Raw genomic sequence first — 16,677 nt, 5'->3', positions numbered from 1 at the left:
CCGGCCGGAGATAATTAATGTATAATCTCAGGAGTAGGAGGTGTTTTTTTGGCTGTAAGAAAACTCAATCTTCCACAAGAGATAGAAGTAGCAGAGCTGTTCGGAGAGTACGACCGGAAGGCGAAGCTCATTCAGAAAAAACTGAACGTGAAGATATCGATCATCGGAAACGAAATCTGGATAAAGGGCGAAGACGGCAACGGTATAGAAGTTGCGAAAAACATAGTTGATGAACTGCTCCAGATGACCAAAGACGGACATTTCGTGGAATGGCGCGAGTTTGAATACATAGTCGATCAGCACCTGCAACACGATGAGAAAGACGAGGAATTCAAGGGTGTATATAGCGAGGTAAGAGAGACATCCCTGCTTTCAAATCGAATAAGGCCTAAGACTCTCGGTCAAAAAGAATACCTGGAAACCATGAAAGAAAAGGAAATGGTCTTCTCGATCGGTCCGGCCGGCACGGGAAAGACCTACCTGGCCGTTGCGATGGCGGTAGACTTCTTGAAGTCCGGAAAGGTTCAGAGAATTATTCTCACAAGGCCGGCGGTGGAGGCCGGAGAAAAACTGGGGTACCTTCCGGGAACACTGCTGGATAAAGTGGATCCTTACCTGAGGCCTCTTTATGATGCGCTCATGGAGATGATTCCCACCGAGAAACTCAGTTACTACAGGGAAAATTCGATAGTTGAAGTCGTTCCGCTCGCTTATATGAGAGGAAGAACGCTGAACAACTCCTTCATTATCCTCGATGAAGCGCAGAACACAACTTACCAGCAAATGAAGATGTTCTTGACCAGGATCGGGTTCAACTCAAGGGTAGTTGTTACAGGAGATATAACACAGATAGACCTTCCGCGAGACACCAAATCGGGTTTAGTGGTGATACAAAAAGTTCTTGGAGGTATAGAATCGATAGGTTTTTCCTATCTCACCGATCAGGACGTGGTGAGGAACCCACTGGTAAAGGAGATAATAAAAGCCTACGACACATATGAAAGTGAAAAACAGGCAAAAGAATAAAGAGAAAAAGAAAATCCAATTTCCCTTTGAGAGACTCTTCAACATAAAGGATCTCACCAATTTTATAATATATCCGATTTTTCTTGCTCTTTTAAATAGAGCTCCCTTTCTTTCCTTACCGTCGAAACCCTTTCTCTATTTCGTCGGTTCTACGATTCTTTGGTATATATTTGCCGAAAGAACAATTAAAAATAACAGATACTTCCATCTACATATGGCGTACAGATTGACATTCTTCTCCGTGGTCGCTTTCGGAGTGTTCATCAACTCTTTCCTCCCTTCGTTGGCCAATGCGAAGCTCATGCCAGAGATGACGCCCATCTTCTTGAGTGTATCAATGGTAACCGTGCTGATAGGCTATCAGGAAGGAATAGGTAGCGGTCTTTTCATGTCGTTTCTGGCTTCAGCCAATATAGACAACTCGTTCGAGACTTTCATACTCCTGTCGGTCGTCGTTCTCTCAACGACACTTACGACAAGGCATATCGAAAGAAGAATAGAGATTGCCAGGGCTGGGTTCGAAGTCAGTTTAATCTTCACGGCCGTTAACCTGGTAAGAATGATTCTCCAGGGAGAGCCGATCAACGCTCTGGACCTTGCGGTAGCCTTCGCGAACCCGATTCTTTCATCGGTGATAGTTATAGGCATAGTGCCGTATATAGAATACGTGAGTAGAATCTATTCGGACACAGGAATGCTGGAACTTGGAAATTTGTCTCATCCATTGTTGAAGAATCTGTCGATATACGCACCGGGAACGTACTATCATAGTATATCTCTGGCGAATCTATCCGAAGCGGCCGCTGAAAAGATCGGAGCTAACCCGATACTTGCCAGAGTTGCCGCGTACTTCCACGATATTGGAAAATCAAGGAGACCCCAGTACTTCATAGAGAACCAGCAGGATGGAATCAACCCGCACGACAGTATCACACCTTCGATGTCTAACCTGGTCATCAACGAACATGTGAAACAGGGAGTCGAACTGGCGCGTAAATACCGCCTCCCCCTGTTGATAGAAGACATAGTGAAAGAACACCACGGAACCAGAATAAAGAAGTTCTTTTTCCACAAGGCCAAAACCGGTGGTCAGGAAGAACACCAGGAAGACTTCCAGTATCCCGGACCGAAACCTCGATTCAAAGAATCTGGTATTATTATGCTTGCAGACTCGGTTGAAGCAGCTTACAAGAGCCTTAAGAAACCAACTCCCGCAAAGACCCAGGAACTGGTTGAGGAAGTGGTAAATGGAATTTATAACGAAAGGCAGCTCGATCAAACCGGGCTGGATCTCGAAGATCTTGAGAAGATAGTCGAAGCCTTCACAAGAGTCTTAATGAGCATGAATCAGCCAAGAATAGAATATCCGAAAGAGACGGTAGAAAAAGTGGTGATGGCAAATGGAGATAATAGTCCAAAACAAGACGGAAAGGACAATAGACTCGAAAAAAGTGAGTAACATAGCCAAAAAAGTAATTGAGAAAGAACTCGCCGATACCGAAATTGGAAGCTTGAATATCCTTCTTACAGACGATGCAGAAATAACGAGCATAAACAAGCAATTCAGAAACAAAGAAGAATCAACGGACATTCTTTCCTTTGGATACGGTTTGGAAGAAGAACCGATCGGTGATATAGTCATTTCGTTGGAGAGAATAGCCGAACAATCTCAAGAATTCGGGAACTCCTTCGAAGAGGAACTCCTATACATCACGATCCACGGAGTCCTTCATGTCCTTGGTTACAACCATGAGGGGGATGACACTGAAGACGAAGAGATCTTTCTTCTTCAGAAAAAATACTTTCGAGAACTGGTAAAGGGGTGATTGGCTTTGTCTGATTTCAGACCTTTCAGGGCTGTAAGACCGGTTGCTGGATTGGAGCAAAAGGTAAACTGCCCGCCGTACGATGTCATTTCGTTTGAAGAGGCTAGAGAGATGGGCAGAAACCCGGAAAGTTTCATACACGTCATTAGATCGGAGATCGATCTTCCCGAAGAGACCGACCATTACGACGAGAGCGTCTATCTGAAAGCGAAGGAAAATTTTGAAAAACTTCTTTCCGAGTCTGTTCTGGTACAGGAAGAGAAACCCGTCTACTATATATACTGGCAGAAGATGAAAGATCATGTCCAGGTGGGAATCGTGGGCTGCGCCAGTGTCGATGAGTATCAACAGGAGAGAATAAAAAAGCACGAGCTAACTAGGCAGGACAAAGAAGATGACAGGATAAAACATATCTACACTGTTGGAGCCAACACCGGGCTTGTATTCTTAACCTTCAGGTCCACCGAAAAACTCGAAGAAATTCTTTCTAGATATGTGAAAGAGCTGGAACTCTCTATGAGGGTTGTCGACGAAAATGATGTGGAACACAGGCTCTACGCGGTCAAAGACGATAAGAGAGTCGAAGAGTTGAGGCAATCGCTCGGGGAAATAAAAAACATGTACATCGCCGATGGTCACCACAGAGCGGCTTCCTCTTCGAGGGTCAGGGAACTGATGAAAGCTAAAAATCCAGACCATACTGGCGAGGAGGAATACAATTATTTCATGGCCGTTGCCTTTCCGCACTCTCACCTCAGGATAATGGACTATAACAGGGTAGTAAAAGACCTTGGTGGAATCACCCAGGATGAGTTCATTGATAGGGTGGGAGCAGTTTTCGACATATCCCATGCTCCAGAAAGTCCGTACAAACCTGTAAAGAGACATGAATTCGGTATGTGTCTGTTTGGAAAGTGGTATCTTCTGACCGCCAGAAGCGGGACTTTTGATGAGAATGACCCGGTTGGAAGTCTGGACGTAGATATCCTTCAGAGAAACCTCCTGGGACCTGTACTGGGGATCGACAATCCCAGAAAGGATCCAAGAATAGATTTCGTAGGCGGTATAAGAGGTTTGAAGGCCCTGGAAAACAGAATAACCAACGGCTGGGCCGTCGCCTTTTCGATGTTCCCGACTTCTATGGAGGAGTTGCTGGCTGTCGCCGACAGCGGAAAGATAATGCCTCCGAAATCCACCTGGTTCGAACCGAAACTGCGAAGCGGACTGGTTGTGCATCTTTTAAAATGAAAACCGCGGCGATTGTCGTTGCAGGTGGCCGGGGAGACAGGATGAAGGCATCCATCCCCAAGCAGTTCATGTTGCTTCAACAAAGAGAGATATTCGTCAGATCCGTGGAGATATTTCACGGATCCGATTTAATTGATAAAGTCGTTCTCGTCATGCATCCAGACTGGATGGAGGTTGCCGGGAGAATTCTGAACAAATACGGTATAGATTCGGTGAACATTATCCCGGGGGGAGAGACAAGGCAGGAATCCGTTTACAGGGGTCTTTGTTCAATCGAAAACGAGGGGTTCGAAACCGTTTTGATTCACGATGCAGCAAGGCCGCTTTTCTCGGCCTTCCAGATCCCGGATCTGCTCAAAATGGTCGAAAATAGACTTGGCGTGGTAGTGGTAGAGCCGTTGAGCGATACGGTATACATCACCGACAGTGGCTCGGTGGTGGAGATCCCCGATCGTACAAAACTCAGGGCTGCAGAAACGCCGCAGGTCTTCAGATACCAAGATATCTTTGCAGCTCACCGTAAGGCAATAGGTGAAAACCTGACCTCTTTCACCGACGATGCAAGTCTGCTGTTGAACTACGCAGGCAAAATCATCACTCTGGACTCCATCACCAGAAATATAAAAATCACCGGCCCTCAGGATCTAGAGATCGCAGAACTGCTACTAAAGGCAAAGCAAAAATAAAAGGAGAGTCAAAAGACTCTCCTTTTTGAAAACATCTGGGCGATACCTACTCTCGCATGCAGTTGCCCACATACTACCATCGGCCCGAGGCGGCTTAACTGCCGGGTTCGGTATGGAGCCGGGTGTTTCCCGCCCCGGTATCTTCACCCAGAATATCTAGTCACTCAAGAGTGCACAGGGAATAAAGGTAAAGGAATCGGATGATTAGTACTGGTCGACTCAACACCTCACGATGCTTACATCTCCAGCCTATCTACGTCCTCTTCTCGAACGATCCTGAGAGACCTAGTCTTGAAGCGTGCTTCCCGCTTAGATGCTGTCAGCGGTTATCACTCATGAACTTAGCTACTCAGCTACTGCCGCTTGCACGACAACTGATTCACCAGAGGTCCACTAACCCCGGTCCTCTCGTACTAGGGGCTACCCTTCTCAAGTCTCCTACGCTCGCAACAGATAGGGACCGAACTGTCTCACGACGTTCTGAACCCAGCTCACGTACCGCTTTAATAGGCGAACAGCCTAACCCTTGGGACCTGCTCCAGCCCCAGGATGCGATGAGCCGACATCGAGGTGCCAAACACTGCCGTCGATGTGAACTCTCGGGCAGTATAAGCCTGTTATCCCCAGGGTAGCTTTTATCCGCTGATCAACGGCCTTTCCACTCAGGGCCGCAGGGTCACTAGGGCCAGGTTTCCCTCCTGTTCGACCTGTCAGTCTCACAGTCAAGCTGGCTTTTGCCCTTACACTCTATGGTTGATTTCCAACCAACCTGAGCCAACCTTAGCGCGCCTCCGTTACTCTTTGGGAGGCGACCGCCCCAGTCAAACTGCCCACTTAGCACTGTCCTTGCGATGCTTTCCACATCCACAAGTTAGTACTCCGTTGTATAGAGGGTAGTATCCCACCGTTGGCTCCCCCGATCCTGGCGAACCGGGTTCTCCGCCTCCTACCTATCCTGTACACCATACAACAAAGCACAATACCAAGCTACAGTAAAGCTCCATGGGGTCTTTCCGTCTAGTTGCGAGTCCTGGGCATCTTCACCCAGACTGAAATTTCACCGGGTCTCCTGTTGAGACAGTGCAGCGATCGTTACGCCATTCGTGCAGGTCGGAACTTACCCGACAAGGAATTTCGCTACCTTAGGACCGTTATAGTTACGGCCGCCGTTTACTGGGGCTTCGGTTCAAAGCTTCGCTCGCGCTAACCTTTCCCCTTAACCTTCCAGCACTGGGCAGGCGTCAGACCCTATACGTCTTCTTATCGAATTCGCAGAGCCCTGTGTTTTTGGTAAACAGTCGCCGCTGCCTTGTCACTGCGACTCCAGTCAGCTATTAACCAACCAGAGTACCCCTTCTCCCTAAGTTACGGGGCTAATTTGCCTAGTTCCTTAACAGGAGTTATCCCGCTCCCCTTAGCCTTCTCAGCTTGCCTACCTGTGTCGGTTTTCAGAACGATTGGCTCAACACTCAACGCTATGCGATGCTTTTCTCGACAGTATGAACTCAACGTTGTTGCTCCCGAAGAAACTCCCATTCGTCCCTCACCCTCCCGCGGTGGATTTCCCTGCCGCGATCATCGGACTCGAAACTTAGACGCACTATGCAACTAGTACGCAACGCCTATCCTCCTGTGTCACACCCCATAACTCGTGCTACGCCAGTACCGGAATATTAACCGGTTTCCCATCGGTTACCCCTTTCGGGTTCCCCTTAGGGTATCGACTAACCCTGGGCGGACGAACCTTCCCCAGGTACCCTTAGGCTTTCGGGGGGAGAGATTCTCACTCTCCTTTCGTATACTCATGCCTGCATTCTCTCTTGTGTCTCGTCCAGCAGCCCTCACGGGTCTACCTTCTCCCTACTACACAATGCTCCTCTACCAACAGTTTCCTGTTCCACAGCTTCGGAGGATAGCTTCAGCCCCCTTACATCTTCGGCGCGGTGAGTCTCGACTAGTGAGCTGTTACGCACTCTTTTAATGATGGCTGCTTCTAAGCCAACATCCTAGCTGTCTTTGACTCTCCACTTCCTTTAACACTTAGCTATCTCTCTGGGCCCTTAGCTGGTGGTCTGGGCTGTTTCCCTCTCGACTACGGACCTTATCGCTCGCAGTCTGTCTCCTGCACTTTGAGTAGAGGTATTCGAAGTTTGACTGAGGTCGGAGGTCGCCCCCCTAGCCCAATCAGTGCTCTACCCCCTCCACTAACCATGCAAGGCCGTGCTTAGACACGTTTCGAGGAGTACCAGATATCACCGAGTTCGGTTAGCTTTTCACTCCTATCCACAGGTCATCCAATAGCTTTTTACTGCTAACTGGTTCGGTCCTCCAGTGGGTGTTACCCCACCTTCAACCTGCCCATGGATAGCTCACCCGGTTTCGGGTCTATCGCAACTGACTCCCGCCCTGTTAAGACTCGGTTTCCCTTCGGCTCCTCCTCTCTCGGATTAACCTCGCCAGTTACGGTAACTCGCAGGCTCATTAATCAAAAGGCACGCGGTCGCACTCTCGTGCTCCCACTTATTGTAGACTCACGGTTTCAGGTACTCTTTCACTCCCCTCCCGGGGTGCTTTTCACCTTTCCCTCACGGTACTTTTCCTCTATCGGTCAGCAGGTAGTATTTAGCCTTAGAGAGTGGTCTCCCCAGATTCACGCGGGATTCCTCGTGCCCCGCGTTACTCGGGATATTAGCAAGACTAGCTCCAAGCTTTCGCCTACAGGACTTTCACCTTCTCCGGTTTACCTTCCAAGGTAATTCGACTAGCCCTTCGCTTCATCCGGCCCTGTACGGTCAGGCCCGCCAATATCCCTCTACCCCGATCCAGCAACGCCCGTACGCTTACACTGCATCGGTTTAGGCTCTTCCCCTTTCGCTCGCCGCTACTCAGGGAATCTCTTCGATTTCTCTTCCTCTTGCTACTAAGATGTTTCAGTTCGCAAGGTTCGCTTCCCTTTCGGGATACCAGGTGTCTCTACCTGGTGGGTTTCCCCATTCGGGCATCCGCGCTTCTACGGTCGCTTGCACCTACACGCGGCTTTTCGCAGCTGGCCACGCCCTTCTTCGCCTCCCGCTACCTAGGCATCCTCCGTGAGCCCTTTCTACCTTTACCTTTCTTTAACTCGCTCCTATCTTTCTTCCCTATGCACTTTTCAATGACCAGATAACTCTTCACCCACTGGTGGAGACAAGGGGATTCGAACCCCTGGCCTTCTGCTTGCAAAGCAGACGCTCTCCCAGCTGAGCTATGTCCCCGTTCTGGTGGGCTCGAGTGGAGTCGAACCACTGACCTCGCGCTTATCAGGCGCGCGCTCTCACCTACTGAGCTACGAGCCCAGTTGAGGACTCACTCAAAGATGGATAGCAATCCATAAACTCCTTAGAAAGGAGGTGATCCAGCCCCACCTTCCGGTAGGGCTACCTTGTTACGACTTAGCCCCCCTTGCCAATCCCACCCTAAACAAGCTCCCTCCTTTCGGTTAGGATACTCATCTTCAGGTGTTACCAACTCGGGTGGCTTGACGGGCGGTGTGTACAAGACCCGGGAACGTATTCACCGCAGCTTGGCTGATCTGCGATTACTAGCGATTCCGGCTTCATGCAGGCGGGTTTCAGCCTGCAATCTGAACTGGGGGTTGGTTTGAGGATTTCCTCCACATCGCTGTCTTGGTCCCTTCTGTCCAACCCATTGTAGCGCGTGTGTCGCCCAAGATATAAGGGGCACGATACCTGACTTCATCCCCCCCTTCCTCCGCCTCGTCGGCGGCGGTCCTCTTAGAGTACCCGGCCTTACCGCTGGTAACTAAGAGCAGGGGTTGCGCTCGTTGCGGGACTTAACCCAACACCTCACGACACGAGCTGACGACGGCCGTGCACCACCTGTGCTAACTCCACACATAGTGTGGTCGTTCCTCTTTCAATTCACTACCATTAGCATGTCAAACCTTGGTAAGGTCCTTCGCTTAGCATCGAATTAAACCACACGCTCCACCGCTTGTGCGGGTCCCCGTCAATTCCTTTGAGTTTCACCCTTGCGGGCGTACTCCCCAGGCGGTTCACTTATCGCGTTAGCTTTAGCACGGAGAGCTTTCCGCTCCCCACACCTAGTGAACATCGTTTAGGGCCAGGACTACCGGGGTATCTAATCCCGTTCGCTCCCCTGGCTTTCGAGCATCAGTGTCAGAACCGGCCCAGAAAACCACCTTCGTCACCGGCGTTCCTGCCAATATCTAAGGATTTTACCCCTACACTGGCAGTTCCGTCTTCCTCTACCGTCCTCAAGCCTACCAGTTTCAACTGCAAGTCCGGAGTTGAGCTCCGGGTTTTCACAGTTGACATGTTAGGCCACCTACGCTCCCTTTACGCCCAGTGATTCCGGGTAACGCTCGCCCCCTACGTATTACCGCGGCTGCTGGCACGTAGTTAGCCGGGGCTTTCTAGTAAGGTACCATCCCTCTATGTAGCTTTCCACTCTACATAGCATTTTTCCCTTACCACAGCAGTTTACAATCCGAAGACCTTCTTCCTGCACGCGGCGTCGCTAGATCAGAGTTCCCTCCATTATCTAAAATTCCGCACTGCTGCCTCCCGTAGGAGTAGGACCCGTATCTCAGTGTCCTTGTGGCCGGCCACGCTCTCACGCCGGCTATCCGTCGTCGCCTTGGTAAGCCCTTACCTCACCAACTAGCTGATGGACCGCGGGCCGCTCTTCTGCCGATGCTGTTGCACCTTTCTCCTCCCGGACTTATGCGGTATTAGCTGTCCTTTCGGTCAGTTATCCCCCTGCAAAAGATACGTTCCCACGTGTTACTCACCCGTTCGCCACTCTATGTGTTGCCACATACCGTTCGACTTGCATGTGTCAAGCACGCCGCCAGCGTTCACCCTGAGCCAGGATCAAACCCTCCATCCATGACTCATTCTTTGAAACTCGCTGGATTGCTATCCATTTTTCAATGACCCTTTCCTTCCACCTTCGCCTTCGCTCCCTTTCCGCGTCAGCAATTCCTATACTACCAGTACCTCCCTTCACTGTCAAGTTACAGATTGGTTTCCTGATTGCACCCCTGTCAGTGAATTCATTCTCAGATTGAGAAGCCGTGTCTGGCTACAAAAGAGGAGTCCGGCATGTTTTTCGGCAAAAGAAGAGAGACGTTCCAGCTACCGCTCAGGTATTTTTTGGCGACATCGTTCAGCTCTTCGATTGTAAGTTTATCTATCTTTTCAATGAGAGTTTCGAGCGAATCGGGCTGGCCGCATATAACCACGTCGTCAAGGAAACGGCTCAGCGTCGAGAGGGTTCCTTCGGTGGACATCAGGAGTTTTCCTCTGAGCCTCTCGGCTCCGTAATTGAATTGAGCTCGACTGACCCCCTTCTCCACTATCCTGTGGAGTTCGTTTTCGAGCGATCCAATCAGATCATCGAGGTTTTTGGGATTGGTGGAGGCATTTATCATGAAGGCCCCGGATTCGGTGTAAGAGACGAACTCTGAATTAATGTTGTAAACCATTCCCAGCTCCTCACGTATATTGTGGAACAAAATCGAGCTCATGCCGCTTCCGAAAAGTATGTTGAACACCTTGAAAGCCTCGAAATCATCCCTGTTCCTTCTTCCTGGCGCCTCTTTGGTTAAAAGAAGGTGGACCTGCTGCAGATCCTTTCTTTTCTCCACTATCCAAAGAGGTTCCTTCGAAATCACCGGAGACTTGGTTGCAGGGGTCTCACTGTTTTTTCTCTGCAAAGAAAGAAGCTTCTCCCGGGCGCTGTCGATCAAAGAATCGCGGTAATTGCCAGTGACTGCGAAGATCGCCCTGTCGGCGATGTATTTGTTCTCGTAGAAATTCGAAATATCCTCCCTGGTGAGAACCTTGACGGTACTGTCGTATCCGAGTATTGGTCGTCCGAAATCTCTGTCCCAGACTTTCTGGATTGTCATGTCGTAAATTCTGTCGTAAGGATCGTCTTCGGCCGAAGCTATCTCTTCGAGTATGACTCCGCGTTCCAGCTCTATCGCACTTTCTTCGAAACGTGGAGAAGATATCAGATCGAAAAGAATATCCAGCGCTTCGTGCGAATAGGTGTCCGGAACTTTCGCGTAGTAAACCGTGGATATCCTGCCGGTATATGCGTTGAGACTTCCGCCTATTCTCTCGATCGGTTCTTTTATCTCGAACGCGTTTCTGTCTTTGGTTCCCTTGAATAGAGTGTGTTCTATGAAATGAGAAACTCCGCTGATGGGATCATCCTCATCAGCGGACCCTACTTTTACCGCGAAAGCCATAGAAACCGTCCTAGTTTCCTCTTTTCTTTCGCCGACAAGAGTAGCATTATTTGAAAGTTCATTATAAAGAATGCTCAACGTCGCTTACCTACTTTCTATTTCGCTCGTTTCTGTTTCTACTTTCGTTTCTTGGATAGGGTTTTCTCTCTCTTCTCTGTTCCTCAGTTACCTCGACGCCCTCGAGTTTAAGGCTTATCTTACCCATTTGATCGATGCCCGAGACTTCTACCTTTATTATGTCTCCTAATTTGTGCGATTTAAGGAATTCTTTCGAATTTTCACCCATCTTCGATACGTGCAGGAGTCCCGTCTTACCCGGCGCAAGTTCCACAAAGAATCCGTAAGCCTCTTCTCGCGTGATTTTTCCTTCGAAGATCTGACCGGGCTTCGCCTCGGAAATTATGGCCTCGATGACTTTTTCAAGCCTCTCGAGTTTAGCGTGGTCGTTTCCCACGATCTTCGCGAGCGACTTCTCGTCGTCTATGAAAATCGTCGAGTCGTAATCGCTCGAGAGCTTCTTGATAACCTTTCCACCGGGGCCGATTATCTCGCCTATTTTTTCATAAGGAAGTGCAATCGTTTTGATGATCGGTGCATAATCGGACACCGTTGTTCTCGGGGTATCTATCGCCTGGTACATCAGGTCGAGGATTTTCAGTCTTGCAACTTTCGCCTGTTCAAGGGCCCGCATCATTATTTCTCCGGAAACACCCGATACTTTTACATCCATTTGAAAGGCCGTAATACCGTCCCGGGTACCTGTGACTTTGAAATCCATGTCACCCATATGATCTTCGTTTCCAAGTATGTCGGTCAAAACCACCGTTTTATCTGGTTCCTGAATCATGCCCATGGCGACGCCTGCAACGTGTTTCTTCATCGGCACTCCTGCAGCCATGAGCGCCAGAGATCCCGAACAGACTGTTGCCATCGAAGATGATCCGTTGGATTCGAGGATTTCCGAAACGACTCTGATAGTGTAAGGAAAATCTTCGTCCTTGGGAACTATATTTTTCAGAGATCTTTCGGCAAGATGGCCGTGACCTATCTCTCTCCTCCCAGGACCTCTCAACTTTTTCACTTCTCCGGTGCTGAATGGAGGAAAGTTGTAGTGCAACATGAAGGATTTCGAGCCCTCTTCGAACATTGTATCCACTATTTGCTCGTCCATTGTTGCCCCAAGGGTTACTATGCCGAGGCTCTGTGTCTCGCCTCTGGTAAAAAGGGCCGAACCGTGGGCTCTGGGGAGGAGATCCAGCTCTATCGTGATAGGTCTGATCTCGTCGTGCTTTCTACCGTCCATTCTTACATCGTCCTGAACGATCCTTCTTCTCATCACTTCTTTCTCCACGTCGTGATAGAAATCCTTCAGGTAACCGACGTTTTCCATTATCTCTTCTTCCGACCAGCGATCGTTGACCTTTTGGATGAAGTCCTCGATGAGTTGGTCCCTGTATTCTTTCAACGCTTCATCTTTGGCGTGTTTCCCGGGAGTGAGCATCAGGCCGGCCAGTTTATCTCTATCTACTAATTCTCCGAAGGCTTCGAGGAAACCTTCCGGAGCCGTCGGGATTTCAAGTTCCCATTTTTTGATTTCAAATTCAGCCAGTATCTCCTCCTGGAAGGCTACCAGAGATTTTATCGCCTCATGAGCGGCTTCCAGAGCGCCGATCATTGTCTTTTCCGATACTTCTTTCGCCTCACCTTCGACCATCGTAACGGCATGTTTGGTGCCTGCGACAACTATGTCCAGTTCCGATCGCTTCAATTCTTCGGCCGATGGGAATATTACATACCTCCCGTCGACATACCCAACCTGAACTCCGGCCACGACTCCTTCAAATGGTATCTCCGAAAGGTTAAGCGCAAGGGATGCTCCCATTATTCCCCAGATGTCAGGTGGATTGTCGGGGTCTGCCGAAAGAACTGTGACTATAACCTGAACCTCGTTTCTCATACCTTCTGGAAACAGCGGTCTGATAGGTCTATCTATTATTCTCGCAGATAGAACTGCGTTGTCGCTGGGTCTGTTCTCTCTTTTCAGAAACCCTCCCGGAATCTTTCCAGCCGCGTAAAACTTCTCCTGATACTCAACAGTAAGGGGTAGAAAATCCGTTCCGGGCATGGTTTCTTCGTTACCGTCAACGGTGGTTAGCAGCACCGAATCGGCGTATCTGAGCAAAATGGCCCCGTGGGCCTGTTTAGCCATCTTGCCGTTTTCGATTACCAGCTTCTGACCAAAAAACTCTCTCTCCCATTGTTTGTAGCTCACTAACAACACCTCTTTTTCTATTCTCAAATACTCAATTATAACAGTTGCATAAAATCCACGCAAAAAAGGAGCGGTCACCCGCTCCCTGTCGAGTTAGTTGTGTTATCAACCCCTCAATCCAAGCTTATTTATCAGCTCTAGATAGACTTCGGGTTTCTTGGCCTTTATATATCTGAGCATCTTTCTTCTTCTTCCGACGAGTTTGAGTAATCCTCTTCTAGTATGGAAGTCCTTGGGATGTTTCCTGAGATGCTCGGTGAGATGTCTTATCCTGGCAGTCAAAATAGCTATCTGAACTTCTGTGGAACCGGAGTCTTTGTCGTGGATTTGAAACTCCTTGACAAGTTCCTGCTTGTTGATTTCCATATCTCTCCTCCTTAATGAGTCCTCTATCCAGGAAAGGGCTATGCCTCGAACCGGGAATAGGGCAAGGCAATTCTAAAACGATTATCTTCTTCTGTCAACACCCAGGAACTTTGTAAGCATATCCCGTGCCGTTTTAGTGACCGCTATACCGCCTTTGCCCGTCTCTTTGAGCTCCTCGGGAAGTCTCCTTCCCACCCTGCCTAGAGATTCGGCCACTTCTTCAAACGGTATGACCGATTCTACGCCGGCCAAAGCGAGTTCGGCCGCCGTGAAGGCCGTAGATACTCCGAAAGCGTTTCTCTTGACGCAGGGGATTTCGACAAAGCCGCCAACCGGATCACACACCAGTCCGAGCAACGATTTCAATGCCAGAGCCGGTGCCGAAACCAGGGCGTCGTAATTTTCCGGGTTCACCGCGTACACTATTGCGGCCGAAGCCATGGCGGTCGCCGTTCCAATTTCGGCCTGACAACCCGACACCGCGCCGGAAATCGAGGCTTTTCTCCTTATTCTTTCCCCAACCGCACCGGCCACCAGCAAAGAATGAGATAGCTCTTCCATGCTCTTTCCGAGGTTCTTGTGCATGGAGATCAACGCTCCCGGAACGACTCCACATGCGCCGGCCGTCGGGCAGGCCACGATTTTTCCCATGCTCGCATTGTGCTCGGCCATAGATAAGGCTACTTCTATACCCGAATGAACGATCTGGCTCAGTAAAAAAGGTCTGGAGTTCCTGACCTTTTGGTCGTTCTCTCCGACCCACCCGGTTAGAGATTTCGAAGGGTTGGATTTTCTCGTTTCGAAGGAGTTGAACATCTCCTCTACCAGTCTCAGCGATGTCTTCAAAGCGTTTTTTGGATCGTCTCCGGTGTTCATCATGTACCACTCGGAAATCACTTCATGGAGTGGGGTTTTAGAGGCTTTGGATGTATTTACAAGCTCTTCGAAAGTCATCATACTACATCCAGCTTCTCAAGGTAAGAGACTCTTCTCACTACCTTCAGTTTTTTTATCTCCACAATCAGATCTTGATCAGGTTCGTCGTCTAGCTCAATTACACATAGCGCCTCGCGTCTGTATGGATCCACTCTGGACAGCAACAGATTGCTTATATTGATGTCGCTCGCCGACACCAGTCGCACTATCTGAGCTAGAGCACCGGGAACATCGGCATTCAACAGTATAAGCGAGGGATATTTGCCGCTCACGCTGGTTTCGAAATCGTCTATCGAGGTTATCCTTATTTCTCCACCGCCAACGGAAGCTCCCGTGATACTGAGAAATCTATCGGAGTCCTGTCCGGTTATTTTGACCGTGTTCGGGTGAGCTTCAGGCATATCGCTCTCCTCGAAACAGAAAGACATCCCGCTCTGCACGGCCATCTCCAGAGCCTGTTTGAGAGAGGGATCGGATTCTTTCATGCCTAGCACTCCTCCAACCAGTGCCCTGTCCGTTCCGTGGCCCCTGTGGGTTGCAAAAAGTGGGGAGTTGAGAAGAAATTTTACTTCATCGGGCTTTCCGTTAAAAAGCGACCTGAAGGCTCTTCCCAGCCTTGCCATGCCGGCCGTATGGGAACTTGAAGGTCCTACTATAACCGGTCCTATTATATCCAGCAACATCTCTTTTTTGCCTCCGTACAAAAGGCGCGGGAATCGGAGGATTCCCGCATCCTAAAAAACTCATAGATTGTAGAAAGAAGCAAGTCCTCTGAACTCGGCCTGTTCGCCAAGTTCTTCTTCTATTCTCAGAAGTTCGTTGTACTTGGCGATCCTATCGGTTCTTGATGCCGAACCGGTCTTGATCATCCCTGAGTTAGTAGCCACGGCGAGATGGGCTATGAATGTGTCTTCGGTTTCGCCGGATCTGTGGGAGATCACGCAGGTCATACCGCGCTTCTGGGCGTACTCTATGGTATCGAGAGTCTCAGTGACCGAACCGATCTGGTTCAGCTTTATTAGAATAGAGTTAGAAGCCCTCTCTTCAACTCCCTTTCTCAGCCTCTCGATGTTAGTCACGTAAAGGTCGTCGCCGACGATCTGGACTTTGCCTCCAACCCTTTCCGAAAGCCTAGAGAAAGCTTCCCAATCCTCTTCGTTGAAGGGATCCTCTATGGAGATTATCGGGTATCTCTCGGTCAGATCAATGTAGTAATCTATAAGCTGGTCGGGAGTGAGATCCTTGCCATCTATAGTGTACAGACCCTTCTCTTCGTTGAGGAATTCATTGGCCGCACAGTCCAGGGCTATAAAGATCTCTTCACCGGGCTTGTAGCCGGCCGACTCTATGGCGTTGATTATATACTTGATTGCTTCTTCGCTGCTCTCGAAACTGGGAGCGAAACCGCCCTCGTCGCCGACCGCGGTAACGTGTCCGCCTTCTTTCAGGAGTTTTTTAAGGTGATGGAAGACTTCGACTCCAGCCCTCAAAGCATCTCTGAAATGCTTGAATCCGGCCGGAACTATCATGAACTCCTGGATATCCAGGTTGTTGTCAGCGTGTTTTCCGCCGTTCACTATGTTCATGAAGGGAACCGGGAGGACCTTTGCGTTGGTTCCTCCAAGATACTTGTAGAGTGGGGTGTCTATGCTGTCGGCTGCGGCTCTTGCAACCGCCATCGATACTGCCAGTATCGCGTTCGCACCGAGCTTGTCTTTGTTTTTGGTACCATCAAGCTTCAACAGGGCATCGTCGATCGCGGTCTGATCGAAAGCGTTCAGACCGACAATTTCGGGAGCGATCACTTCATTTATATTCTCCACAGCCTTTAGAGTACCTTTTCCAAGAAATCTCTTCTTATCTCCATCACGAAGTTCCAGTGCTTCAAACTTTCCCGTAGAAGCCCCAGAAGGTACTATGGCCCTTCCATGACCGCCATCGTCCAGCCAGACTTCGGCCTCAACCGTAGGTGTTCCCCTCGAATCAAGAACCTCACGAGCAACCAAGTCAACTATCTGTGCGTACATTTCATCACCT

11 protein-coding genes, 2 tRNA genes and 3 rRNA genes are annotated in these 16,677 nt (G+C 49.5%); 5 read left to right on the top strand and 11 right to left on the bottom strand.

The genetic code is table 11. The features are described from left to right. Positions 1-48: 48 nt before the first annotated feature. The 5 genes from MESINF_RS09040 to MESINF_RS09020 are packed head-to-tail and all read left to right on the top strand — an operon-like array spanning position 49 to position 4,786. Positions 49-1,026 carry a PhoH family protein gene (locus MESINF_RS09040; RefSeq protein WP_169699511.1) on the top strand — a complete coding sequence of 326 codons (978 nt, stop codon included), beginning with the start codon at positions 49-51 and terminating at the stop codon, positions 1,024-1,026. Next, a complete protein-coding gene (locus tag MESINF_RS09035; RefSeq protein ID WP_169699510.1) occupies positions 998-2,485 on the top strand; it encodes an HDIG domain-containing metalloprotein in 1,488 nt (495 codons plus the stop codon). The genes MESINF_RS09040 and MESINF_RS09035 overlap by 29 nt, the downstream gene beginning before the upstream one ends. Beyond that, positions 2,427-2,852, top strand: coding sequence for an rRNA maturation RNase YbeY (gene ybeY / locus MESINF_RS09030; protein WP_169699509.1), 426 nt, complete (start codon positions 2,427-2,429; stop codon positions 2,850-2,852). Before MESINF_RS09035 ends, ybeY begins: the two co-directional genes overlap by 59 nt. Before the next feature lie 6 nt (positions 2,853-2,858). Continuing rightward, positions 2,859-4,100 carry a DUF1015 domain-containing protein gene (locus MESINF_RS09025; RefSeq protein ID WP_169699508.1) on the top strand — a complete coding sequence of 414 codons (1,242 nt, stop codon included), beginning with the start codon at positions 2,859-2,861 and terminating at the stop codon, positions 4,098-4,100. A 41-nt stretch (positions 4,101-4,141) separates the two neighbouring features. Then, positions 4,142-4,786, top strand: a complete 645-nt coding sequence (locus MESINF_RS09020) for an IspD/TarI family cytidylyltransferase (RefSeq protein ID WP_231936700.1) — start codon at positions 4,142-4,144, stop codon at positions 4,784-4,786. A 34-nt stretch (positions 4,787-4,820) separates the two neighbouring features. Here the strand turns inward: MESINF_RS09020 and rrf are convergent. The 11 genes from rrf to eno form a co-directional block, all read right to left on the bottom strand. Beyond that, positions 4,821-4,937: ribosomal RNA gene (gene rrf / locus MESINF_RS09015) — 5S ribosomal RNA — on the bottom strand. 33 nt (positions 4,938-4,970) lie between these two features. Continuing rightward, positions 4,971-7,897, bottom strand: a 23S ribosomal RNA gene (locus MESINF_RS09010). Positions 7,898-7,964: 67 nt separating this feature from the next. Beyond that, a tRNA-Ala gene (locus MESINF_RS09005) sits at positions 7,965-8,040 on the bottom strand. 4 nt (positions 8,041-8,044) lie between these two features. Next, positions 8,045-8,121: transfer RNA gene (locus MESINF_RS09000), tRNA-Ile, on the bottom strand. A 47-nt stretch (positions 8,122-8,168) separates the two neighbouring features. Next, positions 8,169-9,697: ribosomal RNA gene (locus MESINF_RS08995) — 16S ribosomal RNA — on the bottom strand. The 16S, 23S and 5S rRNA genes sit together here with 2 tRNA genes alongside, the layout of an rRNA operon. Positions 9,698-9,869: 172 nt before the next feature. Beyond that, complete coding sequence (locus MESINF_RS08990; RefSeq protein ID WP_231936699.1) at positions 9,870-11,066, bottom strand: M16 family metallopeptidase; 1,197 nt, start codon at positions 11,064-11,066, stop codon at positions 9,870-9,872. 88 nt (positions 11,067-11,154) lie between these two features. Beyond that, positions 11,155-13,338, bottom strand: coding sequence for a polyribonucleotide nucleotidyltransferase (locus MESINF_RS08985; RefSeq protein WP_169699505.1), 2,184 nt, complete (start codon positions 13,336-13,338; stop codon positions 11,155-11,157). 105 nt (positions 13,339-13,443) lie between these two features. Further along, positions 13,444-13,698, bottom strand: coding sequence for a 30S ribosomal protein S15 (rpsO, locus tag MESINF_RS08980; RefSeq protein WP_408631274.1), 255 nt, complete (start codon positions 13,696-13,698; stop codon positions 13,444-13,446). 87 nt (positions 13,699-13,785) lie between these two features. After that, on the bottom strand, positions 13,786-14,658 hold the full coding sequence (locus MESINF_RS08975; RefSeq protein ID WP_169699503.1) for an L-serine ammonia-lyase, iron-sulfur-dependent, subunit beta: 873 nt from the start codon (positions 14,656-14,658) through the stop codon (positions 13,786-13,788). Beyond that, a complete protein-coding gene (gene sdaAB / locus MESINF_RS08970) occupies positions 14,658-15,323 on the bottom strand; it encodes an L-serine ammonia-lyase, iron-sulfur-dependent subunit beta (protein WP_169699502.1) in 666 nt (221 codons plus the stop codon). Before sdaAB ends, MESINF_RS08975 begins: the two co-directional genes overlap by 1 nt. 60 nt (positions 15,324-15,383) lie before the next feature. Beyond that, a complete protein-coding gene (gene eno, locus MESINF_RS08965) occupies positions 15,384-16,667 on the bottom strand; it encodes a phosphopyruvate hydratase (protein ID WP_169699501.1) in 1,284 nt (427 codons plus the stop codon). Between the last annotated feature and the right edge of the window lie 10 nt (positions 16,668-16,677).

Origin of the sequence: Mesotoga infera, assembly GCF_900157305.1 — a bacterium.
In the GTDB taxonomy this organism is placed as follows: domain Bacteria; phylum Thermotogota; class Thermotogae; order Petrotogales; family Kosmotogaceae; genus Mesotoga; species Mesotoga infera.
The sequence above is the reverse complement of the archived record's forward strand: the minus strand, read 5'-3'. Positions and strand labels throughout refer to the sequence as shown.